This is a genomic window from Arthrobacter sp. Soc17.1.1.1 (genome assembly GCF_036867195.1).
Taxonomy (GTDB): domain Bacteria; phylum Actinomycetota; class Actinomycetes; order Actinomycetales; family Micrococcaceae; genus Arthrobacter_D.
Map to the genome: position 1 here is coordinate 315,354 of NZ_JBAJII010000001.1, position 23,374 is coordinate 338,727.

The 23,374-nt window shown below is 71.0% G+C and carries 19 protein-coding genes; 11 read left to right on the plus strand and 8 right to left on the minus strand.

Features of this window, described 5'->3' with window-relative positions:
- Positions 1–14: 14 nt before the first annotated feature.
- Positions 15–899, minus strand: coding sequence for a DUF1206 domain-containing protein (locus V6S67_RS01555; protein ID WP_334208570.1), 885 nt, complete (start codon positions 897–899; stop codon positions 15–17).
- 135 nt (positions 900–1,034) lie between these two features.
- Between V6S67_RS01555 and V6S67_RS01560 the strand changes: the two genes are divergently transcribed.
- The 7 genes from V6S67_RS01560 to V6S67_RS01590 all read left to right on the plus strand — a co-directional run bounded on the left by V6S67_RS01560 (position 1,035) and on the right by V6S67_RS01590 (position 9,742).
- Positions 1,035–1,601 carry a DUF1990 family protein gene (locus V6S67_RS01560; RefSeq protein ID WP_334208571.1) on the plus strand — a complete coding sequence of 189 codons (567 nt, stop codon included), beginning with the start codon at positions 1,035–1,037 and terminating at the stop codon, positions 1,599–1,601.
- Positions 1,602–1,930: 329 nt separating this feature from the next.
- Positions 1,931–2,020 carry a K(+)-transporting ATPase subunit F gene (kdpF, locus tag V6S67_RS01565; protein ID WP_334208572.1) on the plus strand — a complete coding sequence of 30 codons (90 nt, stop codon included), beginning with the start codon at positions 1,931–1,933 and terminating at the stop codon, positions 2,018–2,020.
- Complete coding sequence (gene kdpA / locus V6S67_RS01570; protein WP_334208573.1) at positions 2,020–3,693, plus strand: potassium-transporting ATPase subunit KdpA; 1,674 nt, start codon at positions 2,020–2,022, stop codon at positions 3,691–3,693. Before kdpF ends, kdpA begins: the two co-directional genes overlap by 1 nt.
- Before the next feature lie 3 nt (positions 3,694–3,696).
- A complete protein-coding gene (kdpB, locus tag V6S67_RS01575) occupies positions 3,697–5,853 on the plus strand; it encodes a potassium-transporting ATPase subunit KdpB (protein WP_334208574.1) in 2,157 nt (718 codons plus the stop codon).
- Between the two features lie 29 nt (positions 5,854–5,882).
- Entirely contained in the window at positions 5,883–6,491 is a 609-nt protein-coding gene (gene kdpC, locus V6S67_RS01580; RefSeq protein WP_334208575.1) for a potassium-transporting ATPase subunit KdpC, read from the plus strand.
- Positions 6,492–6,494: 3 nt separating this feature from the next.
- The gene (locus tag V6S67_RS01585; protein WP_334208576.1) at positions 6,495–9,065 is read left to right on the plus strand and encodes a DUF4118 domain-containing protein; all 2,571 of its coding nucleotides are present in this window, start codon (positions 6,495–6,497) and stop codon (positions 9,063–9,065) included.
- Positions 9,062–9,742, plus strand: a complete 681-nt coding sequence (locus tag V6S67_RS01590; protein ID WP_334208577.1) for a response regulator — start codon at positions 9,062–9,064, stop codon at positions 9,740–9,742. The genes V6S67_RS01585 and V6S67_RS01590 overlap by 4 nt, the downstream gene beginning before the upstream one ends.
- 22 nt (positions 9,743–9,764) lie before the next feature.
- On the opposite strand, the gene purL is transcribed toward V6S67_RS01590, so the two are convergent.
- From purL to purS, 3 genes are read right to left on the minus strand one after another with little or no spacing between them, the layout of a single operon-like run.
- Positions 9,765–12,050, minus strand: coding sequence for a phosphoribosylformylglycinamidine synthase subunit PurL (purL, locus tag V6S67_RS01595; protein WP_334208578.1), 2,286 nt, complete (start codon positions 12,048–12,050; stop codon positions 9,765–9,767).
- Positions 12,051–12,836: a phosphoribosylformylglycinamidine synthase subunit PurQ gene (gene purQ, locus V6S67_RS01600; RefSeq protein ID WP_442884678.1), complete on the minus strand. Its 786-nt coding sequence runs from the start codon at positions 12,834–12,836 to the stop codon at positions 12,051–12,053.
- Positions 12,833–13,093, minus strand: a complete 261-nt coding sequence (purS, locus tag V6S67_RS01605) for a phosphoribosylformylglycinamidine synthase subunit PurS (RefSeq protein WP_334208579.1) — start codon at positions 13,091–13,093, stop codon at positions 12,833–12,835. Before purS ends, purQ begins: the two co-directional genes overlap by 4 nt.
- A gap of 182 nt (positions 13,094–13,275) precedes the next feature.
- On the opposite strand from purS, the gene V6S67_RS01610 reads away from it, so the two are divergent.
- On the plus strand, positions 13,276–13,770 hold the full coding sequence (locus tag V6S67_RS01610; RefSeq protein ID WP_334208580.1) for a hypothetical protein: 495 nt from the start codon (positions 13,276–13,278) through the stop codon (positions 13,768–13,770).
- A 30-nt stretch (positions 13,771–13,800) separates the two neighbouring features.
- Here the strand turns inward: V6S67_RS01610 and V6S67_RS01615 are convergent, their stop codons facing one another.
- Both V6S67_RS01615 and V6S67_RS01620 read right to left on the minus strand, forming a co-directional pair.
- Positions 13,801–14,412: an SSI family serine proteinase inhibitor gene (locus V6S67_RS01615; RefSeq protein ID WP_334208581.1), complete on the minus strand. Its 612-nt coding sequence runs from the start codon at positions 14,410–14,412 to the stop codon at positions 13,801–13,803.
- A gap of 83 nt (positions 14,413–14,495) precedes the next feature.
- The gene (locus V6S67_RS01620) at positions 14,496–15,377 is read right to left on the minus strand and encodes a 3-methyladenine DNA glycosylase (protein ID WP_334208582.1); all 882 of its coding nucleotides are present in this window, start codon (positions 15,375–15,377) and stop codon (positions 14,496–14,498) included.
- 218 nt (positions 15,378–15,595) lie between these two features.
- Here V6S67_RS01620 and V6S67_RS01625 point away from each other — a divergent pair, with 218 nt between their 5' ends.
- A complete protein-coding gene (locus tag V6S67_RS01625) occupies positions 15,596–18,781 on the plus strand; it encodes a S8 family peptidase (RefSeq protein ID WP_334208583.1) in 3,186 nt (1,061 codons plus the stop codon).
- A 221-nt stretch (positions 18,782–19,002) separates the two neighbouring features.
- Here the strand turns inward: V6S67_RS01625 and V6S67_RS01630 are convergent, their stop codons facing one another.
- Entirely contained in the window at positions 19,003–20,289 is a 1,287-nt protein-coding gene (locus V6S67_RS01630) for an aspartate kinase (RefSeq protein WP_334208584.1), read from the minus strand.
- A gap of 228 nt (positions 20,290–20,517) precedes the next feature.
- Between V6S67_RS01630 and V6S67_RS01635 the strand changes: the two genes are divergently transcribed.
- Together V6S67_RS01635 and V6S67_RS01640 are read left to right on the plus strand one after the other, a co-directional pair.
- Entirely contained in the window at positions 20,518–21,450 is a 933-nt protein-coding gene (locus tag V6S67_RS01635) for an ABC transporter ATP-binding protein (protein WP_334208585.1), read from the plus strand.
- Complete coding sequence (locus V6S67_RS01640; RefSeq protein ID WP_334208586.1) at positions 21,447–22,577, plus strand: ABC transporter permease; 1,131 nt, start codon at positions 21,447–21,449, stop codon at positions 22,575–22,577. Before V6S67_RS01635 ends, V6S67_RS01640 begins: the two co-directional genes overlap by 4 nt.
- Positions 22,578–22,720: 143 nt before the next feature.
- Here V6S67_RS01640 and recR read toward each other — a convergent pair whose 3' ends face one another.
- Positions 22,721–23,317, minus strand: a complete 597-nt coding sequence (recR, locus tag V6S67_RS01645; RefSeq protein ID WP_334208587.1) for a recombination mediator RecR — start codon at positions 23,315–23,317, stop codon at positions 22,721–22,723.
- Between the last annotated feature and the right edge of the window lie 57 nt (positions 23,318–23,374).

Below are 23,374 nucleotides of genomic sequence, written 5' to 3' on the forward strand. Positions count from 1 at the left end.
GTCCGGCGGGGTGCCTACAGGCGCTGGTACTTCGACCGGATCGTCATGAAGACGCCGTAGGCCATCAGGCCGAGCGCGACGGCCCCGAGGAGCCACACGCCGAAGGGCTGCTCCCGCAGGGTCTTCAGGGCGCCGTCGAGCCCGCTGGACTGCTCGGGGTTGTTCGTGACGGTGGCGACGACCACGAGCACTCCGAGGACGCCCAGCGCGAACCCCTTGGCGATGTAGCCCACGGTCCCGAGGACCACCACGGCCGTGCCGGGTCCGCCCGCCGGCAGGCTCGAGAGCTCCCGGCGGAACCGGCGCGTGGCACCGCTGTAGACGAAGTAGCCGCCCACCACGAGGATGCCCACACCGATCGCGAGCAGGAGGGCCGCGCCTGCCGGGTTGGACATGAGGGTTGCGCTCAGCGACCGCGAGCTGCTGCTGCTGTTGCTCGAGCCGCCCAGCGCGTACTGACCGAACGCCGCGCCGATCACCCCGTACGCCACCGCCTGGCCACCGCTCTTCAGGCGGGCCTTCAGCCTGTCCCTGCCGCTGCGTCCCCTCACGCCGAGGAAGACCTCGCTGAGCTGGAACAGGGCGAGCGCCACGCAGCCGATGAAGCAGAACCACAGGAGCGCCGTCCCGCCCGGACTCCCCGCGAGCTGCCCGATGGCGCCGCTCTGGTCCGCGCTCCCGGAACCGCCGCGCGCTATCCCGAGCGCGATGAGCCCGATCATGAAGTGCAGGACGCCGGCGGCCACGTAGCCGGCGCGGGCAGCGAGCTCGAAGCCCTTCGAGTTCACGGCCTCCTCGGCGGCATCCGTCGCCTTCCCGCCCGCATCCCTGCGGCCGCCGTCCGTCCTGCCGTGCCTGTCGTGCTTGTTCTGCTTGTTCGACGCCATCCCTGATGCCATGGTGGTCCGCCTTCCTTGCCGGTCCGGGCCTTCATCCTGCCACTGCTTCCCGTGGTCCGCGCCCTTTCGGGCTAGGTTTGTCCGCAGAGCCGGGCGTCGACCTCCCGGAGCCGCAGCTGCAGGGAAGAGGCACGAATGGACCAGTTCACCTACGACGAGCGCGGCGCCACCGACCGGCCCTTCCCCGAGCGGTTCGACGGCGGGTGGCCCTCCGGCTACACCGTGATGGTGGAGTCCCACGAGCTCCCCGCCGACGACCCCTCCGCGCCCTTCGTCGCCCTGACCGAGGGCATCCTGGCATGGGAGCTGCACCGCCGTGCCGGGCTGACCATGCAGCCCGACGCCGAGCGTGCCGCCCCCGGTGTCCGCGTGGTCTCCGGTCTCGGCGTGGGGCCCGCCCGCATCAAGGCACCCTGCCGCGTGATCTGGGCACGGGAGCCCCAGCTCGACGGCGCGGGCAGGGCCACACCCGGCCAGCGCGGAGGCTTCGGCTACGGCACGCTCCCCGGTCATCCGGTGACGGGGGAGGAGGGGTTCTACGCCGAACTGACGGCGGACAACCGCCTGGTCTTCATCTGCTCCGCCTACAGCGTGCCGTCGAGCCCCCTGTTCAGGCTGGCCGCGCCCGTGACGAGGCTGACGCAGCGGTACGTGCTGTCCCGCTACGTGAAGGCCGCGCAGGAGCTGGCGGGCCTGACGTAGTTCACCCGGGCCCGGTCGGGTCCACCGGGTCCACCGGGTCCACCGGGTCCACCCGGATCCGGCCGGGCGCCGGGCGGGCCACCGCCGGGAGGCCCCGCCATCAAGAACGCGTAGGGGTTTCCCCGACCGCCGTGAGGAAAGTGTGAGGATCGGCTTTTCGATCCGGTACGGGGTATTCAATCGGGCTCGTGCCGTTGTGGCACCCGCCCGGCAGGAAGCCGGGCGGACCGCAGTCCGATGGAGTTCCTCGTGCTTGACGTCGTGTATCCCGTGGGTGTCGTCGCCCTGTTCGCCGTGGTCGCCCTGATCGCCCGGGCGGTGGAGAAGCTGTGATCGTCTTCGACCTGATCGCGCTGGTCCTCGGCATCGCCGCCCTGGTCTACCTGGTCTACGCCCTCCTGCGCCCGGAGCGTTTCTGATGACTCCCGCCGCGGCCGTGCTGCCGCTGCTGACCGTCGTCGTCGTGCTCGCCCTGATCCACCGTCCGCTCGGCGACTACATGGCGCGGACCTTCACCACCACGAAGGACCTCCGCCTGGAGCGGGGGTTCTACCGCGTGCTCGGCGTCGATCCGGCGTCCTCCCAGTCGTGGCGCTCCTACCTCACCGGGGTGCTCGCCGTCTCGGCCGTGGGCGTGCTCCTCGTCTACCTGCTGCAGCGCACGCAGGCCCTGCTGCCCTACTCGCTCGGCCTGCCGGCCGTCCCGGAGGGCCTGGCGTTCAACACGGCCGTCTCGTTCGTGACCAACACCAACTGGCAGTCCTACTCGCCCGAGGTGACCATGGGCTACACCGTGCAGATGGTGGGGCTCGCGGTGCAGAACTTCGTCTCCGCCGCCGTCGGCCTGGCCGTCGCCGTCGCGTTCGTGCGCGGCTTCGTGGCACGCCGCAGCGCGACGCTCGGCAACTTCTGGGTGGACTTCACCCGCGCCCTGCTGCGCATCCTGCTCCCCGGCGCGGTCGTCGCGGCCCTGGTCCTGCTCGCCGGCGGCGTGATCCAGAACGTGAACGGCTTCACGACCGTTCCCACCATCACCGGCGGCGAACAGGTCATCCCCGGCGGCCCGGTGGCCTCCCAGGAGGCCATCAAGATGCTCGGCACCAACGGAGGCGGGTTCTTCAACGCCAACTCCGCGCACCCGTTCGAGAACCCGTCGCCGTGGACGAGCCTGTTCCAGGTCGTCCTGATGCTCGCGATCCCGTTCAGCCTGCCCCGCACCTTCGGCACCATGATTGGCCGGCGCCGGCAGGGCTCCGCGATCCTGGGGGCCATGGCCGTGATCTTCCTGCTCTCGCTCACGGCCGCCACCGTCGCGGAACTGTCCGCCACCGGGACCGCGCCCCAGGCCGCAGGGTTCGCCATGGAGGGCAAGGAGCAGCGCTTCGGCATCGCCGGCTCCGTCCTGTTCGGGTCGGTCAGTACGCTCACCTCCACGGGTGCCGTGAACTCGATGCATGACAGCTATACCGCGATCGGCGGCATGCTTCCCATGATCAACATGATGCTCGGCGAGGTGGCCCCCGGCGGGGTGGGCTCGGGCCTGTACGGGATGCTCGTCCTGGCCGTCGTCACGGTGTTCGTCTCCGGGCTCCTCGTGGGCCGCACGCCCGAGTACCTCGGCAAGAGGATCGGCGCCCGCGAGATCAAGCTCGCAAGCCTCTACATCCTCACCATGCCCGCTCTCGTCCTCGCCGGCACGGCCCTGAGCTTCTCGGTGCCGGCGCTCCGCGCCGACATCGACGGGACCTCGATCCTCAACCCCGGCCTCCACGGCCTGTCCGAGGTGCTGTACGCGTTCACCTCGGCCGCCAACAACAACGGCTCGGCCTTCGCCGGCCTCACCGCCGACACGCCCTGGCTCAACACCGCACTCGGTGTGGCGATGCTGCTGGGACGCTTCCTGCCCATCGTCTTCGTCCTCGCCCTCGCCGGCGCGTTCGCCGCCCAGGACAGGGTGCCCGCCACCGCCGGCACCCTGCCGACGGACCGCGTGCAGTCCACCACGCTGCTCGTCGGCGTCACCGTCATCGTCACCGCCCTCACCTTCTTCCCGGTGCTCGCACTGGGTCCGCTCGCGGAAGGACTGCTCTAGACCATGTCCACACTCACAGAACCGGCCACCGGCAGCAGCGACAGCCCGGCACCGGAGGGGAACGGGCCGAAGAAGGAGCCCGGCGCTGCCTTCTCCGCGGCCCAGCTCGCCGAGGCCCTGCCCGGTGCGTTCCGCAAGCTCGACCCGCGGCAGATGGTCCGCACACCCGTCATGTTCATCGTCGAGGCGGGCGCAGTCCTGATCACCGCCATCGCCCTCGCCGAGCCCTTCCTCGGCGGCCCCGAGGCCTCGGGCGGCAGCGACGTCCCGGCGTCGTTCACGGGGCTCATCGCCGTGTGGCTCTGGCTCACGGTGCTCTTCGCGAACCTCGCGGAGTCGGTCGCCGAGGGCCGCGGCAAGGCGCAGGCGTCCAGCCTGCGGCAGGCGCGGACGGGCACGACGGCGCGCGTGGTGCGCGACTACGCGGAGGACGCCGACCCGGGGGCCCTCCGGGCCCCGCTGACGGATGTGCCGTCCTCGGATCTGGTTCTCGGCGACATCGTGGTGATCGAGGCCGGCGGCCAGATCCCGGGCGACGGCGAGATCATCCGGGGCATCGCCTCCGTGGACGAGTCGGCCATCACCGGGGAGTCCGCCCCCGTGGTCCGCGAATCCGGCGGTGACCGGTCCGCGGTCACGGGCGGCACGCGCGTCCTGTCCGACCGCATCGTCGTGCGTATCACCAGCCGGCCCGGCGACACCTTCGTGGACCGCATGATCCGCCTCGTCGAGGGCGCCGAACGCCAGAAGACGCCCAACGAGGTGGCCCTCAACATCCTGCTGGCCACGCTCTCCATCGTCTTCACCGTGGTGGTGCTGACCATCAACCCGATCGCGAGCTCGTCCGGTGTCTCCGTCAGCGTGCCGGTCCTCGTCGCGCTGCTCGTCTGCCTGATCCCCACCACCATCGGGGCCCTGCTCTCCGCGATCGGCATCGCCGGCATGGACCGCCTCGTGCAGCGCAACGTCCTCGCCATGTCCGGCCGCGCCGTGGAGGCCGCCGGCGACGTGACCACCCTGCTGCTCGACAAGACCGGCACCATCACCCACGGCAACCGGCGGGCGAGCGAGTTCGTCACCGTGGGCGGCGCGGACCGGCGCGAGCTCGTGACCGCCGCCGCGCAGTCGTCCCTGAGCGACCCCACACCCGAGGGCACGTCCATCGTGGACCTCGCCGTCACCGAGGGCTTTCCACGCTCCACGATCGAGGGCACGGTGGTCCCGTTCTCGGCCCGGACGCGTATGAGCGGTGTCGACTTCCCCGACGGCTCGGCCGTCCGGAAGGGCGCCGGCAGCGCGGTCCGCGCCTGGGTCGCCGCCGTCCCGGGCATCGCGGCGGAGCTCGACGCCGCCGTGACGCGCATCTCGCAGCTCGGCGGCACCCCGCTCGTCGTCGCGGTCCGGGATGCCTCGGGCCGTGCCCGGGTGCTCGGGGTGGTCCATCTCAAGGACGTCGTCAAGGACGGGCTGCCCGAACGGTTCGCCGAACTGCGCACCATGGGCATCCGCACCGTCATGATCACCGGTGACAACCCGCTGACGGCGAAGGCCATCGCCGCGGAGGCCGGCGTGGACGACTACCTGGCCGAAGCGACGCCCGAGGACAAGATGCGCCTCATCCGCAGGGAGCAGGAGGGAGGCGCGCTCGTCGCCATGACCGGCGACGGCACCAACGACGCCCCGGCCCTGGCGCTCGCTGACGTCGGCGTGGCGATGAACACCGGTACCTCGGCGGCGAAGGAGGCCGGGAACATGGTGGACCTGGACTCGGACCCCACCAAGCTCATCGAGATCGTGCGCATCGGCAAGCAGCTGCTCATCACGCGCGGCGCGCTGACCACGTTCTCCATCGCGAACGACGTCGCCAAGTACTTCGCGATCATCCCCGCCATGTTCATCGGCGCCTTCCCGGGCCTCGCCGCCCTCAACGTGATGCAGCTGAGTTCGCCGTCCTCGGCGATCCTCTCCGCCGTCATCTTCAACGCGCTGATCATCATCGCCCTGATCCCGCTCTCACTGCGCGGCGTGAAGTACCGCGCAGCATCGGCCTCGAGCATCCTCAACCGGAACCTGCTCGTCTACGGGCTCGGCGGGATCATCGCCCCGTTCGCCGGCATCAAGGCGATCGACCTCGTGCTCTCCCTCATCCCCGGTTTCTGATCCTCCAGACGTCCACGAAAAGGCATCCCATGAGTACCTCCCGCAGCACCCTCCGACAGCTCGGCACCGCCGTCCGGGCGCTCGCCGTCCTCACCCTCGTCCTCGGCATCGGGTACCCGCTCGCCATCACCGGGGTGGGCCGGCTGGCATCGGCCGACCGCGCCGACGGGCAGCCCGTCACCCTCGACGGCCGCATCGTCGGTTCCGCGAGCCTCGGCCAGGGCTTCACCGACGCCGAGGGCGCGGCGCTCCCGGAATGGTTCCAGTCCCGTCCGTCCGCGGCCGGTGACGGGTACGACGGCGGCGCCTCCAGCGGCAGCAACCTCGGCCCCGAGAACCCCGATCTGGTCGCGGCGATCGAAGAACGGCGCGCCGCCGTCGCAGACCTCGAGGGCGTGGACCCCGCGGGCGTCCCGGCGGACGCGCTCACGTCATCGGGCTCGGGCCTCGACCCGCACATCAGCCCCGAGTACGCGCTGCTGCAGGTGCCCCGGGTCGCCGCGGAACGCGGACTCGACGAGGCCGACGTCGAGGCGCTGGTCGAGGACACCGTGCAGGGCCCGGACCTCGGGTACCTCGGCGAACCGACGGTCGACGTGCTGCAGTTGAACATCGCCCTCGCCGCGCTGGACACTTAGGCCATGACGCGAGGCCGGTTGAGGGTGTTCCTGGGAGCAGCCCCCGGCGTGGGCAAGACCTACGCGATGCTCGAGGAGGGCCGGAGGCTCCGCGCGGAGGGGCGCGACGTCGTCGTCGGCATCGTCGAGACGCACGGCCGGGCCGCCACGGAGGCCATGGCCGAGGGTCTCGAGGCGGTGCCCCGCCGCACCGAGGACCACCGCGGGGTCCTCCTCGCCGATCTGGACCTCGACGCCCTGCTGGCCCGGGCGCCCGAGGTGGCACTGGTGGACGAGCTCGCCCACACCAACGCCCCGGGGACCGCCCGCGACAAGCGGTGGCAGGACGTGGAGGTGCTGCTCGACGCCGGGATCGACGTCATGTCCACCGTGAACGTGCAGCACATCGAGTCCCTGAACGACGTCGTGGAACGCATCACCGGGGTACCGCACCGCGAGACCATCCCCGACGGGGTGCTGCGCCGGGCCGACCAGGTGGAGGTGGTGGACCTCGCCCCCGAGGCGCTGCGCGGCCGCCTCACCGAGGGGAGCGTCTACCCGTCCGGGCGGATCGACGCCGCGCTCTCCAACTACTTCCGACTAGGCAACCTCACCGCGCTGCGCGAGCTCGCGCTCCTGTGGCTCGCCGACGAGGTGGACAGCGCCCTCCAGCGCTACCGCGCCGAGCAGGGCATCGACGACAGGTGGGAGGCACGCGAGCGCGTCGTCGTCGCGCTCACCGGCGGGCCGGAGGGCCGCACGCTGCTCCGCCGCGGCGCCCGGATCGCCTCCCGGTCCGCGGGCGGGCAGCTCCTCGCCGTGCACGTCACCACCCAGGACGGCCTCCGCGGCGCCGATCCGGCCGAGCTCGCCGCCCAGCGGGGCCTCGTGCAGAAGCTCGGCGGCACATACCACGAGGTGGTGGGCGATCAGACCTCCACGGCCCTCGTCGACTTCGCGAAGGGCGCCAACGCCAGCCAGCTCGTCATCGGCGTGAGCCGCCGGTCGCGCCTCGCCGCCCTCCTCACCGGTCCCGGCATCGGTGCCACCGTGATCCGGGAATCGGGCGAGATCGACGTGCACATCGTCAACCACGCCTCGGCCGGGAGCAGGTCCGCCCTGCCGCACTCCGGCGGGGCCTTGTCCCTGCGGCGCCGCATGCTGGGGGCCGTCGTCGCCCTGATCGGCGGCCCGCTGCTGACGCTGCTGCTCACCGCGTTCCGCACCGAGGAGTCCATCACGGGGGACGTCCTCAGCTACCAGCTGCTCGTGATCGTCGTCGCCCTGATCGGCGGGATCTGGCCCGCCCTCTTCGCCGCCGTGCTGTCCGGGCTGACGCTGGACTTCTTCCTGATCGAGCCGGTGCGCACCCTGACCATCGGTGAGCCGGCGCACTTCACCGCGCTCGCCCTGTACATCGCCAACGCCGTGCTGGTCAGCTACGTGGTGGACCAGGCGGCGCGCCGCACCCGGGCCGCGTCGCGGTCGGCCGCCGAGTCGGAACTGCTGGCGACCATCGCGGGCGGGGTGCTCCGCGGCCAGGACACGCTGCAGGCGCTCATCACCCGCACACGGGAGGCCTTCGGGTTGGACGCCGCCCGCCTGCATGCACCCGACGGCACGCTCCTCTGCGAGGACGCCCCGGCCGTGCAGCGGTCCGGGGCGCCGTCCTCCGCGGTCGGGGCCGGCGGGCAGGCCACGGCACCGGGCCCGGTGGGCATCCCCGTGGGGGAGCGGGGCGTGCTCGAGCTCGAGGGCCGTACCCTCGAGGCCGCCGACCGCCGGCTGCTCGCCGTGATCACGGCACAGATCGACGCCGCCCTCGAGTACCGCGAGCTGTCGCGGGCCGCGAGTGCCGTGGGTCCGCTCGCCGAGGCGGACCGCGTGCGTACGGCACTGCTCGCCGCCGTCGGGCACGACCTCCGCCGGCCCCTCACCGCCGCGACCACCGCCGTCACGAGCCTGAGATCCGCGGACCTCACCTTCTCCCCCGAGGAGCAGGGGGCGCTGCTGGAGACCGCCGAACAGAGCCTCGGCACGCTCTCGACCCTCGTCACGGACCTGCTGGACGCCAGCCGCATCCAGGCCGGGGTCCTCGGCGTGGTGCTGGAACCCCTGCGGCCCGAGGACGTCATCCTGCCCGCGCTCGAGGAGCTGGATCTCGGCCCGGGCGACATCGAGCTGGAACTGCCCGCCGAGTCGCCGCTGCTCCTCGCCGACGCCGTGCTGCTGCAGCGCGTGCTCGTGAACCTGCTCTCCAACGCGGCCCGCCACGCCGGGGGCGCCGTGCCGCCCGTACTGTCGGTGAGCGACTTCGGCGGGCGCGCTGAGCTGCGCATCATCGACCGCGGACCGGGCATCCCCGACGACCGGAAGGACACGGTGCTCCTGCCCTTCCAGCGGCTCGGCGACACCGACAACGCCACGGGGCTCGGGCTCGGGATGGCCCTCGCGCGCGGGTTCGTGGAGGGCATGGGCGGCCGGCTGACCCTCGAGGACACCCCGGGCGGAGGGCTGACGTCCGTGGTGTCGCTGCCGCACGCGCCGCAGCCCGACGCCGTGCTCCTCGGCGGGACCAGCGTGGGTGCCGCGTGAAGGTCCTGATCGCCGACGACGACCCGCAGATCCTGCGCGCGCTCACCATCACGTTCACGGCGTCGGACTACGACGTCGTCACCGCGGGCGACGGCGCCGCCGCCCTCCGCCGTGCCGCGGAGCACCACCCGGACATCGTGGTGCTGGACCTCGGCATGCCGCACCTCGGCGGGATCGACGTCATCCACGGGCTGCGCGGGTGGAGCTCGGTGCCGATCCTCGTGATCTCCGGCCGGATGGACTCGATCGACAAGGTCCAGGCCCTCGACGCGGGCGCGGACGACTACGTCACGAAGCCGTTCCTCACCGACGAACTGCTGGCCCGGGTGCGGGCCCTCACCCGGCGGCGGCTGCCGGTGAGGGAGGAGGCGGGCGCGGCCTTCGGGGACGTGCGCGTGGACCTCGTGGCGAAGACGGTGGTCCGGACCACCGACGGCGCCGACATCCACCTCACCCGGACCGAGTGGCGGCTGCTCGAGACGCTCATGCTCAATTCGGGCCGCCTCGTGCCCCAGCAGATCCTGCTGACCGAGGTGTGGGGGCCGCAGCACGTCCGCGACACCGGCTACCTCCGCCTGTACATCCGGCAGCTGCGGAAGAAGCTCGAACGCGACCCCGGGTCGCCGCAGCACCTGCTCACCGAGGCCGGGATGGGCTACCGGTTCGTGCCGGGGTGAGCGTCGTCAGGAGGCCGCGGCGTCAGGCGAAGTGCTTCGGCAGGGTCCCCTCGTGGGCTTCGCGCAGCACGTCCAGCGGCAGCGTGAAGCAACCCTGCACGTCGAGCGCCCCGTTCTCCGTGTCCACCACGCCGATGCGCATGGTCGGGAAGTTCCGGGCCGTGCACATGTCGTTGAAGCGGACCTCCTCCGAGCGGGGGACGCTGACGACGGCGCGGGCCTGGCTCTCGCTGAACAGTGCGGTGAACGCGTCGATGCCGTCGCGCTCGCACACCTCGTCGAGGCCGATGCGCGCGCCGACGCCGAAGCGCAGGGCCATCTCGCTGAGGCCGGCGGCGAGCCCGCCCTCGGAGAGGTCATGGGCGGCGTCGATCATGCCGTCGCGCGAGCAGTTCACGAGGATCGCGGCGAGCGTCTTCTCGGCGGTGAGGTCCAGGGCCGGGGGCTGTCCGCCGAGGTGGCCGCGCAGGTTGGCCCACTCCGAGCCGTCCAGCTCGTCCGCCGTCGTCCCCAGCAGGTAGACGGCCTGGCCGTCCTCGCGCCAGCCCGACGGCGTGCGCCGGGCGACGTCGTCGAACACGCCGAGCACGCCGACCACGGGGGTCGGGTGGATGGCGACACCGCCGGTCTGGTTGTAGAGCGAGACGTTGCCGCCGGTCACCGGCACCCCGAGTTCCTGGCAGGCGTCCGCGAGCCCGCGGACGGTCTCGGCGAACTGCCACATGACCTCCGGGTCCTCGGGGGAGCCGAAGTTCAGGCAGTCGGTGACGGCGAGCGGCACGGCACCCGAGGTCGCCACGTTGCGGTACGCCTCGGCGAGAGCCAGGCGCGCGCCCTCGTACGGGTTCAGGTACGAGTACCGGCCGTTGGCGTCGGTGGAGATTGCGACGCCGAGGCCGGTCTCCTCGTCGACGCGGACCACGCCGGCGTCGTCGGGCATCGCGAGCGCGGTGTTGCCCTGGACGTAGCGGTCGTACTGGTCGGTCACCCAGTCCTTCCCGCACATGTTCGGCGAGGCCATGAGCTCGAGGACGGCCTCGCGCAGGTCCGCGGGCCGCTCGGGCCCGAAGGTGTCCGCCTGGACGCCGTCGAGCCACTCGGGACGGTGGTAGGGGCGCTCGTAGACGGGCCCCTCGTGCGCGACCGTGCGGGGGTCGACGTCGACGATCTTCTCGCCGTCCCACTCGATGATGAGGCGGCCCGTGTCGGTGACCTCGCCGAGCCAGGAGTACTCCACGGCCCACTTGTCCATGATCGCCTCGAACGCGGCCACGTTCTCGGGCGTCACCACGGCCATCATGCGTTCCTGCGACTCCGACATGAGGATCTCGCCCGGCGTGAGGGACGGGTCGCGGAGCAGCACGTTGGTGAGCTCCACGTGCATGCCGCCGTCGCCGTTGGAGGCCAGCTCCGACGTCGCGCAGGAGATGCCCGCCGCGCCGAGGTCCTGGATGCCCTCGACCACGGAGGCCTTGAACAGCTCGAGGCAGCACTCGATGAGCACCTTCTCGGCGAACGGATCGCCCACCTGCACCGCGGGGCGCTTCGAGGGCTTCGAGGAGTCGAAGGACTCCGATGCGAGCACCGAGGCGCCGCCGATGCCGTCGCCACCGGTGCGGGCACCGAAGAGGACCACCCTGTTGCCGGCGCCGGAGGCGTTGGCGAGGCGGATGTCCTCGTGCCGCAGCACGCCGACGGCGAGCGCGTTGACCAGCGGGTTGCCCTGGTACACGGAGTCGAAGACCACCTCGCCGCCGATGTTCGGCAGGCCGAGGGAGTTGCCGTAGCCGCCGATGCCGGCCACGATCCCGTGCACGAGGCGCGCGGTGTCGGGGTGGTCGATCGCCCCGAAGCGCAGCGGATCCATGACCGCGACCGGGCGCGCGCCCATCGAGATGATGTCGCGGACGATCCCGCCGACGCCGGTCGCCGCGCCCTGGTAGGGCTCCACGAAGGACGGGTGGTTGTGGCTCTCCACCTTGAAGGTCACGGCCCAGCCGTCCCCGATGTCGACGACGCCGGCGTTCTCGCCGATGCCCACGAGCAGGTGCTCCTTCATGGCGTCGGTGACCTTCTCGCCGAACTGGCGCAGGTGCACCTTGGAGGACTTGTAGGAGCAGTGCTCGCTCCACATCACCGAGTACATGGCGAGCTCGGCACCGGTGGGGCGGCGGCCGAGGATCTCCTCGACACGCTGGTACTCGTTCTCCTTGAGGCCGAGCTCGGCCCAGGGGAGCGCCTGCCCCGGGGTGGCCTCGGCGTTCGCGACCGTGTCGATGTTGAACTTCCGCGTGGTCTCCGCAGTCATTTAGCCCACCAGTTTCTTGAGTACCGAGGTGAAGATGCCGAGGCCGTCGGTGCCGCCGCGCACGTCCACGGGTCCGCGCGCCGAGGAGTCGGGGCCGAAGCCCGCCTCGACGGCGTGCTCGGGATGCGGCATGAGCCCGACGACGTTGCCGGCGGCGTTCGAGATGCCGGCGATGTCGCGGCGCGAGCCGTTGGGGTTGCCATCGACGTAGCGGAAGACCACGCGGCCCTCGCCCTCGAGCTCGTCGAGGGTGCGGTCGTCGGCGACGAACTGGCCGTCCTGGTTCTTGAGCGGGATGACGAGTTCCTCGCCCTGTGCGTACTCCGAGGTCCACATCGTGCCGGCGTTCTCGACACGCAGGCGCTGGTCGCGGCAGAGGAAGTGCAGGGACTCGTTCTTGATCATCGATCCGGGCAGCAGGTGCGCCTCGGTGAGGACCTGGAACCCGTTGCAGATGCCCAGCACGGGGAGGGCGTCCGCGCCGCCGGAGGCCGCCGCGGTGATCTGTTCCATGAGCGGCGCGAACCGGGAGATGGCACCGGCGCGCAGGTAGTCGCCGTACGAGAAGCCGCCGGGGATGATGACGGCGTCGACGCCCCGCAGGTCGTGGTCGCCGTGCCAGAGCTGGACGGCGCTGCCGCCGGCGAGCCGCACGGCGCGGGCCGCGTCGCGGTCGTCCAGGGTGCCGGGGAACGTGACGACGCCGACGGTGACGCCGTCGAGCGGGCTGTTCCCGCTGTCGGCGAGCGGCTGGGGTTCCCCGATCAGGGGGGTCTCGACGCTCACTGGCCGTCCTCCCCGAGGACCTCCACGCGGGTGACGTCCTCGATGACGGGGTTGGACAGCAGCGTGGTGGCGGCGTGGCGGGCCTGCTCGAGGAGTTCGTCGGTGACCTCACCGTCCACGGTCAGCTCGAACCGCTTGCCCTGGCGGACGGCGGCGAAACCGGTGAGGCCGATCCGGGGGAGTGCCCCTGCGATCGCCTTACCCTGCGGGTCGAGGATCTCGGGCTTGGGCATGACGTCGACAACAATCCGGGGCATCCGGCAACTCCTGTGAGTGAGCAGTGGGTAAGCAGTAGCCCGGGAGTGCCGTCTCACGCCGTGTCGGGACCCTTCGGGTCGACACCGGCGCTCCGCGAGCTTGCGCGTCCAGTCTACCGGGGTTTCGCGGGGCACCCGTGCCCGCCGGGTCCGGACCGCCGCCCTGCCGTAGGATGCGGGCCATGGCGGAGTCCCTCGAGGCGTGGTCCGACTTCAATGTCGCCATGGTCGGTGCGACGGCGGCGCTCGCCGGCCTGCTCATCGTGGCCATGTCGGTCAACATCTCCGCGATCGTCGCGTCGCCGGCGCTGCCGGCCCGTGCCGCCGCGGCGATCGGCACGCTCACCCTCGCGATCGTGGTCGGTGCGATCGGTCTGGCCCCCGCCCAGCCCGCCTGGGCCCACGGACTCGAGGTGCTCGCCGCGTTCCTCGTCGTGCTCGTCCTCGAGGTGCACGCGCTCCGCCTTCTCGCCGCCGAGAAGGGCCGGACGCGCAGCGAACGTGCGGTGAAGGTCCTGACGGGGGCGCTCCCGCTCGGCCCCTTCGCGGCCGGTGCGGCGCTGCTGCTCGCCGGGGCGCCCGGCCCCGGGTTCGCGTGGCTCGCCGTGGGGTGTGTCCTCGCGGTCGTCGGGGGCATCCTGTTCTCCTGGGTCGCCCTCGTCGAGGTGCTCCGCTGACCGTGCCCGCGGAAGCCGGGTCCCGGCTCCCTAGAGCGTCCCGGGTGACCCCAGCAGGTCGCGGGCCCTGTCCCAGCGGGAGATCTCGCAGCCGTCCGTCAGGGCGAAGGACGCGAGGACGGACGTGCCGTTGAAGTCGCCCGTGATGCTCGCGGTCTGCGGTCCGGCGTACTGCTGCGTGCACATGACGTCCTTGTTCGGCTGCGCCGTGAAGAACGCCGTGCCGAGCCGGGCGAGGGCCGCGCAGGCCGCCTCGGCGCCCGGGAGGGTCGAGGCGGGGCCGGGTGCGCCGTCGACGCACTCGAGGACGTACTGCACGGGCTCCGCACCGGCGTCCTGCTGGAGGGAGATGGTGAGCAGGGCGTTGTCCCCGGCGGCGGCCGGGGTCGAGGGCGCGTCGGTCGGCGTCGCAGGGGGCGCCGAGGGCGCCGGGGGCGTCGGGCTGCCGTCCGCCGTGGGGGTGCCGGTGGGCGAGGGCTGGGGAGTGGAGGACTGCACGGCGGTTTCCTGATCTGTCGGTTCGGCCGGTGGCCCGCCCTGGGTGCAGGCCGCCAGGGCGAGGGAGAGAGCCGCGAGGGGGAGGGCGAGGCGTGCGACGGCGCGGCTGGGTCGACGTCCGGTCGATCGCGGGTCGGGTGTCATCAGTGGGTCCCCTTCGGCTGGCCTCCCAGCGTAGCGGCTGGTGGAAGGACAACGAAGGACGACGCGGGGGAGTCCCGGCGTCGTCAGACGAGGGCCAGCGCCTGCTCGAGATGCTGGAGGAGCGTCCCCCGGAGCGCCTGCGACTCCTCGGCGAAGCCGCGCTGCAGGCGTACGTACTCCGCCTTGCCCTCGGGCGTCTCGATCCTGATCGGCGTGTAGCCCCATGCGTCGAGGTCGTACGGCGAGGCGCGCATGTCCATGGTGCGGATGCGCCAGGACAGCTCGAAGCAGTCCATGACGAGATCGCTCGGCAGCAGGGGCGTGAGCTTGTACGCCCACTTGTACAGGTCCATGTTCGCGTGGAGGCAGCCGGGCTGCTCGAGGTCGCGCTGGGTCTCGCGGGTGGGGGCGTGCTCGTTGAGGGGGACGGCTTCCGGGGTGTAGAAGCGGAAGGCGTCGAAGTGCGTGCAGCGGATGCGGGAGGAGTCGACGACGGCGTCCGTGCCGCCCGCACCGAGGCGCAGCTCGAGGTACTCGTGCCGCACGCCGTTGACGGACGACCGGTAGGCCATGGCCCACTCGTGCAGCCCGAAGCAGCCGAACTGCGCGGGCCGCGCCGCGGTGCGGCCGAGGATCAGTCGGGCGAAGTCGAGGGCGTCGCGGCGCTCGCGGGCGAACTGCCCGACGTCCACGCGGACGCCGTCGTCGGCCGTGTAGTACTTCCAGCCGCCGCGCTCGGCCGCGGCGGGCCCCGTGAGGACGACACCGGCGCCGGGGTGCCAGCGCAGGAGCTGGCCCGGCTTCTGGTTGTAGTAGGTGAAGAGGAAGTCCTCCACGGGGTGCTTCTCCCCGCGCGACCGCCGCTCCAGGTAGGGCCGGGAGAAGCGGGCCACCCGCTCCTGGTGCTCCCGCTCCCGATCCTGCCATTCGGCCTCGGGGAGGCGGGTCAGGAGGCCGGCGTGCATTGTTCCATTATCACCCCGCCCCCGATTGGTACATGGCCTGTGTAAATTCTGGGAAACATGCCCGCGGCGTACTGGTCAGCGTGTGTTGCCTCAGGTAAGTTGTGACTGCTGTGGCGGTTGTGATCGCAATCACAAGTGGGGGGTCCTGACCAGGAGTCCACGGCATAGGGGTGACGGTCACGGCCGGCCCGCACTTTCACGAGAGGCACTACCTTCCAATGACACAACGGAGAAAAGCCGGGCAGGGGCGCAGCACCCTGCGCACTGCCACGGCTATCGTTCTGGGTCTGCCGCTGCTGGTGACATCGACGGCCGTGGCGCCGGCTGCTTTCGCAGCGCCCGCTCCGGCCACCTCGGTGACCCCCCAGAAGGCGCCGGCCAAGGAGCTGGACCCCGCGCAGTACCCGGACGGCAAGTACATCGTCGTGCTCGCCGACAAGCCGGTCGCCACCTACGAGGGTGGCGTCGAAGGCATTGCACCGACCAAGCCGCAGCAGGGCGCGAAGCTCGACGCCGCCGCTGAGAACGTGCAGCAGTACTCCGAGTTCCTCGAGACCAAGCAGCAGGAGGTGGCCGCCGAGAAGAACGTCGAGATCGACCGCACCTACACGGCCGCGCTCAACGGCTTCGCCGCCGACCTCAGCACCGACCAGGCCGTGGACCTCGCCAAGAGCGACAAGGTCCTGTTCGTGGCACCGGACGTCGAGAACGCCCCGGACTACTCGAGCATCGACTTCCTCGGGCTCAACGGCAACAAGGGCATCTGGAAGAGCCAGTTCGGCGGCGAGAAGAACGCCGGTGCGGGCACCGTGGTCGGCGTCATCGACACCGGCTACGCCCCCGACAACCCCTTCTTCGCCGGCAGCCCCGTCAAGCCGCTCAAGGGCAACTCCAAGCCCAAGGTGGGCGAGCCCTACCTCAACGCGGCCGGCGAGATCGCCATGCTGAAGTCGGACGGCAGCACCTTCGTCGGTGACTGCCAGGTCGGCGAGGACTTCGACGGCAGCCTCTGCAACTCCAAGGTCATCTCGGCACGCTACTTCGCCGACACGTTCCTCGCGAGCGTCCCCGAAGCGGACCGCGCACCCCAGGAAGTCCTCTCCCCCGTGGACATCGACAACCACGGCACGCACACCGCCAGCACGGCCGCCGGCAACGCGGGCGTCACGCAGACCGTCGACGGCCGCAACTTCGGTGTCTCCTCGGGTGTGGCCCCGGCCGCCAAGATCTCCGTCTACAAGACCTGCTGGGAGGACAACGACCCCGACACCGGTGGCTGCTACTCCTCCGCCGCGATCTCGGCCATCAATCAGGCCATCCTCGATGGCGTGGACGTCCTCAACTACTCCATCTCGGGCAGCACGACGACGACGACCGACCCCGTGTCCCTCGCCTTCCTCTCGGCCACGTCCGCGGGCATCTTCGTCGCCGCATCCGCCGGCAACTCCGGCCCCACCCCCAGCACGGTCAACCACGGCGCTCCCTGGATGACCACGGTCGCCGCGAGCACGTTCAACTACGAACTGCAGGGCACGGCCGAGTTCTCCGACGGCTCCAAGTACCGCGGCGCCTCGATCATGCGCACCGGCGTCCCGGCCAGCCCGGTCGTCATCGCCGCGAACGTCGCAGCCCCGGGCGCCGTCAGCCCCAACCTCTGCGGACCCAACACCCTGGATCCCGCGAAGATCGCCGGCAAGATCGTGGTCTGCGACCGCGGCGTCGTCGACCGCACCGCCAAGAGCGCCGAGGTCAAGCGCGGCGGCGGCGTGGGCATGATCCTCGTGAACCTGGTCGACTCCTCCACGGACACCGACCAGCACGTCATCCCCACGGTGCACGTCAACGCTCCCGAGGCCCTCGAGCTCAAGGCGAAGGTGGCGGCCAACCCGTCGATCACGGTCGCCCTGCAGCCCACGGACACCACGGGCAAGCCGCTGCCTCCCACCCCGCAGGTCGCCGGGTTCTCCTCGCGCGGCCCGCTGCTCGCCACCGATTCCGATCTCCTGAAGCCGGATGTCACGGCTCCCGGCGTGGCCGTCCTCGCGGGCGTCTCCACGGTGGGCTCCAACGGCGCGCAGTTCGGCTTCCTGTCCGGGACCTCCATGGCCTCGCCCCACGTCGCCGGTCTCGGCGCACTCGTGCTGAGCAGGAACCCCACCTGGTCGCCGGCGACCGTGAAGTCCGCCATGATGACCACCGCCACCCCGCTGAAGACCGCCACCGGCGGCGTCGAGACCGACGTCCTCGCCGTGGGCGCCGGCCACATCAACCCGGCCTCCGTCCTCAGCCCGGGGCTCGTGTACGACCAGAGCGCCGATGACTACCTGCGCTTCATCGAGGGCACCGGTGTGAAGCTGGGCATCCCGGGCATCCAGCCCGTCGCCGCCAGGGACACCAACGTGCCGTCGTTCGCGCTCGGGAACCTCACCGGTCGCACCGAGGTGACCCGCACGGTCACCGCGCTCACGCCGGGCCTCTACCGCGCCACCGCCAACGTCCCCGGAGTGAAGGTCACGGTCACGCCGTCGATCCTCAACTTCAGCGCCGCCGGCGAGACGCGCACGTTCAAGGTCTCCTTCGAGAACCAGAGCGCACCGTTCGGCAAGTTCGCCGCCGGTTCGCTCACCTGGGCCGGCCAGGGCAAGACCGTCACCTCACCGGTGGCCGTCCGTCCCCAGGCCGTCAACGCTCCCGCCGAGGCGGCCTTCACCTCCGCCGGCCCCGACGGCAGCGGGACGTTCGAGGTCACCTCGGGGACGAACACCCCGATCAGGATGACACTGCAGGGTCTCGCCAAGGCGGACTCCTCGGCCATCAACCTGGTGCCCGGTGGCCTCGTCAACGGGAACGACGCCTCCAACGCCGTCAAGGACGTCACCGTCCCCGCCGGCTCCCCGGTCGCGAAGTTCTCCGTCCTCTCCAGTGACCCTGCCGCCGACTTCGACATGTTCCTCGTCACGCCGGGCGGTACCGTCACCCAGGTGGCGACGTCGGACGCGAGCGAGACCATCACGCTCGAGAACCCGGCGCCGGGCAACTACCGGATCATCGCCAACCTGTACGCCAGCACCGGCAACGCGCCGACCGCCGGTACCATCGACGCGGCGATCCTGACGGGCGCGGAGAAGAACGCGACCCTGACGCCCAACCCGCTCGCCCTGGCGAACGGCACCAAGGGTTCCGTGACCCTCGCCTGGACCGGCCTCGCCGCCGGCTCCTACGTGGGCCGCGTGACCTACGAGGGTTCCTCGGCCGTGACCTACGTGACGGTCGTCGTCGGCGGGAACGGCGCGGCTGCGGTCCAGCCCGCCGCTCAGCCCTCGGCCGAGCTCCCCACCGTCAGCCCGGCGGACAAGCTCGTCACCGGTCCCCGCGAGTCGACCACTCCGACCGGCGGCAAGTAGCACCAGTAGTCGCCCGTAAGGGCAGATGACGAAGGCCGGTGGATCATCGATCCACCGGCCTTCGTCATGTCCGGGTCTTCGTCAGATCAGTGCGGTCGTCGTTCCTGCTTTTACCGGCCACTGCCCGGGTGCCCCGGCGCGTCGGCCTCCGACACGCACTCCGGACTCGAAAACCGTGAACGACGGCTGGCCGGCGCCGACTGACGTGTCGGACCGGGTGGCTAGCGGCCCGACCCGGCGTAGACGGTGGCGGTGGCGTCCCCGTCGAGCTCGAAGGCGGCATGGACGGCGCGGACGGCGTCGTCGAGCAGGTCCGCCCCGGTGACCACGGAGATGCGGATCTCCGACGTCGAGATCATGTCGATGTTCACGCCGGCGTCGGACAGGGCGCGGAAGAACCGGTACGAGACACCGGGGTTGGAGCGCATGCCCGCGCCGATCAGGGAGAGCTTCCCGATCTTCTCGTTGTACTCCACCGTCTCGAAGCCCACGCGGTCCTGCGCGGCACCGAGCGCGGCGAGCGCCTCGGCGCCGTCGACGATCGGCAGGGTGAACGAGATGTCCGTGCGGCCCGAGCCGTGGGTCGAGACGTTCTGGACGATCATGTCGATGTTGGTGTTGGCGCCCGCGACGATCCCGAAGATCTCCGCCGCCTTGCCGGGGATGTCGGGCACGCCGACGACGGTGACCTTCGCTTCCGAGCGGTCGTGGGCTACACCGGAGATGATGGGCTGTTCCAAGGGTTCTCCCTCTTGAATCTTGATCTGGTCGTCGGGGCTGGGCAGCACCCAGGTGCCCTCGTTGTGGCTGAAGGAGGAGCGGACGTGGAGGGGCACCCCGAAGCGCCGCGCGTACTCGACGCAGCGCAGGTGCAGGATCTTCGCACCCGAGGCGGCCATCTCCAGCATCTCCTCGCTCGAGATGGTGTCGATCTTCTGCGCGGACGGGACGACGCGCGGGTCAGCGGTGTAGACACCGTCGACGTCGGTGTAGATCTCGCAGACGTCGGCGTGGAGGGCTGCGGCCAGCGCGACGGCGGTGGTGTCGGACCCGCCGCGGCCGAGGGTGGTGATGTCGTTGCTCTCGCGGCTCATGCCCTGGAACCCGGCGACGATCGCGATGTCGCCCTTCTCGATGGCGGTCAGGATGCGGTGGGGCGAGACGTCGATGATGCGGGCCTTGCCGTGGATCGCATCCGTGATCATGCCGGCCTGGCTGCCGGTGAAGGACTGGGCGGAGGCGCCGGCACCGTGGATGGCCATGGCGAGCAGTGCCATGGAGATGCGCTCGCCCGCGCTCAGCAGCATGTCCATCTCGCGGGCGTCCGACGTCGGACCGACCTGGGCGGCGAGGTCGAGCAGCTCGTCGGTGCTGTCGCCCATGGCGGAGACGACGACCACCACGCGGTGGCCCGCGGCCTGCGTGTCCACGACGCGCCGCGCGACCCGCTTGATGCCCTCGGCGTCGGCTACGGACGATCCGCCGAATTTCTGGACTATGAGGCTCATGCACTCGCTCACTGGGGACGACGGCGGACCTCGCCGTGCTGACTGGGAATCCAGGGGCGGCAGCACCGGCGCCTCGGGGATGTCGGACGGGAATCCGACACCCGTGCCAGTGTAGCGGCGGGCCGTTTGCGGGCTCAAAGTCCGGGTCCGATTAAGAACAGCCCCGCAGCGAGGCCTTTTCGTGCCGCCCTGCGGCCAGGGGGCGGCGGTGTCGCCTACGCTCGTACCATGACAGACGAATTTGGGGGAATCGTTGTCGAGGGGGTTGCCAGGAGCTTCGGCTCGGTGCAGGCGATCCGCGACATCGATTTCGTGGCTCCGCCCGGGGAGGTGACCGCTCTGATCGGTCCCAACGGCTCCGGCAAGACGACTCTGATGCTGATCATGGCGAGCCTGCTGGCGCCCGATCTCGGTACCGTGCGCGTGGCGGGTTTCGATCCCGTCACGCAGCCGGGGGAGGTGCGGAGCCGGATCGGCTGGATGCCGGACACGCTGGGTGTGTGGGAGTCCCTCACCGCCGTCGAGGTGCTGAAGACCGTCGGGGCGCTCTACGGCATGAGTGGAGCGGACTGTGCCCGGCGCGCCGACGAGCTGCTGGTCACCGTGAACCTCACCGAGTTCGGTCGGCGGCCGGCGCGCGTGCTCTCGAGGGGACAGCAGCAGCGCCTCAGTCTCGCCCGGGCCCTGGTCCACGACCCGCAGGTGCTGCTCCTCGACGAGCCCGCGTCCGGGCTCGACCCGGGATCGCGGGTGGAACTGCGGTCCCTCCTGCGCTCGCTGGCCGCCGCGGGCAAGACCGTCGTCGTGTCCAGCCACGTGCTGTCGGAGCTCGACGAGATCGCCGACCGCGCCGTCTTCGTCAGCCGCGGGAAGTCCGTCAAGAGCCAGACGCTCGACGAGGCCGGCAGCCAGGCGCGCCGCTACTACGTCCAGGCGCAGCCCATGGCGGCGCTCGCGGAGGCCCTGCAGAGCTACGGGGTCCGCTTCGAGCGGCGCGGGGACTCCCGGCGTGAGGAGTTCCTCGTCCAGCTCGGCAGTACGGCAGAAGCCTCCTGGTTGCTGCGCACCCTGGTGATGGCCGATGTCGTGGTCACCGCTTTCGCGCCCGCCGGAGGCGCCCTCGAAGAGACCTACATGAGCCTGGATACGGACCGACTATGAGCACTGTGACCGAACCCTCGCCGCCCCAGCCCGTCCGGTCCTCCGCGAGGCTGCCCTTCCGGTCCGCCGTCATGACCGTGTTCTCGCTCGAGATGCGCCAGCGCCTGCGGGGCAGGGGCTGGTACTGGATGCTCGCCATCTGGTTCGTCGTGATCGCCTTCATCTTCGTGCTCGGGACGGCGTTCCTCGGGGCGACCGGCAACGAGGGCGGGATCCTCTTCGATCTGGTGGTCGGCTTCGTGCTGCTGTTCGGCCTCCTCGTCGCCCCGGGGCTGTCCGCGAACGCCGTGAACGGCGACCGGGCCGGTGGTACCCTCGCCATCCTCCAGGTGACCCTCCTGACCCCGGGGCAGCTGCTGCTGGGCAAATGGCTCGCCTCCTGGGTGGGATCACTCGCGTTCCTCGTCCTCAGCAGCCCCTTCATCTTCTGGGCCCTGGCGCTGGGAGGGGTGGACGCCGCGGAGGCGCTGGTCTCGCTCGTCATGCTCGCGGTGGAGCTCGGCGTCGTGTGCGCCGTCGGTGTGGGCGTCTCGGCGCTGGCCAACCGGCCCCTGTTCTCGATCGTCAGCACCTACATGCTCGTGGCGCTGCTGACGGTCGGCACCGTGATCGTCTTCGGGTTGAGCACCACGCTCGTCATGGAGGAACGCACCGTGCGGTCCTCGTACTACACCTACCCGGAGAGCAGCCTCGACAGCACGGGCATCCCGGATGAGGGCGCCGAGGCGGTGTGCCAGACCCAGACCTACACCGCCGACCTCCCTGACACGCAGTACATCACGTGGCTGCTCGCGGCGAACCCGTTAGTGGTGGTCGCCGACGCCGTGCCGTACACCCTTCCCGCAGCGGACATCGCCCCTGTGCCCGGCGGGATGGCGGGTGGCTACTATACGCCGGGCGTCATGGAGACGGTCAGCCAGGGGGTGCGCTCGGCCCAGGCGGGGCCGGACCTGGAGATCACCTGCGAGGAGTCGATGGGCGGACGCCAGCCGCTGCCGCAGGGGGTGCCGATCTGGCCGCTGGGCCTCGGACTCCAGCTCCTGCTGGCCGGAGGGCTCCTGCTCGTCGGCCGCCGGAGGCTGACCATGCCCGCCCGGCGCCTGGCGCAGGGGACACGCATCGCGTGACGGTCCCTGAGTCCTGACCGTCCCTGAGTCCTGACGGTCGCTGTACCAAGGGGCGTCCCGATCCGAGCTGATCAGGGCCGCCCCGCCTCGGGCTGCCGTCGGGGCTGTCGTCGGGGCTGTCGTCTGGTCGGGCGCGGATCGCGTCAGGACATGGCGCGACGGCCCTCGAAGGCCCGTCCGAGGGTGACCTCGTCGGCGTATTCGAGGTCCCCGCCGACCGGCAGGCCGGAGGCGAGACGGGTGACCGGGATGCCGATGGTCTTCAGCATGCGCACCAGGTAGGTGGCCGTCGCCTCACCCTCGAGGTTGGGGTCGGTGGCGATGATGATCTCCTGGACCTGCTCGTCCGAGAGACGGGACAGCAGTTCGCGGATGCGCAGCTGGTCCGGGCCCACACCGGCGATGGGATTGATCGCGCCTCCGAGGACGTGGTACCGGCCGCGGAACGAGCGTGTGCGCTCGACGGCGATCACGTCCTTCGATTCCTCGACCACGCAGATCATGGACGGGTCGCGGCGCGGGTCGCGGCAGATGGCGCACTTGTCCTGTTCCGCGACATTGCCGCAGATGGTGCAGAACTTCACGCGTTCCTTGACCGTGGTGATCGCGGTGACGAGGCGCTTCATGTCCTCGCCGTCCGCCTCGAGGATGTGGAACGCGAGGCGCTGGGCCGACTTCGGTCCAACTCCCGGCAGGCGTCCGAGCTCGTCGATCAGCTCCTGCACTGCACCTTCGTACACGATGGTCCCTCTTCTGCTGTCTGGTTGACCGACTACGTCGTGGCCGTCGGCCTGCTG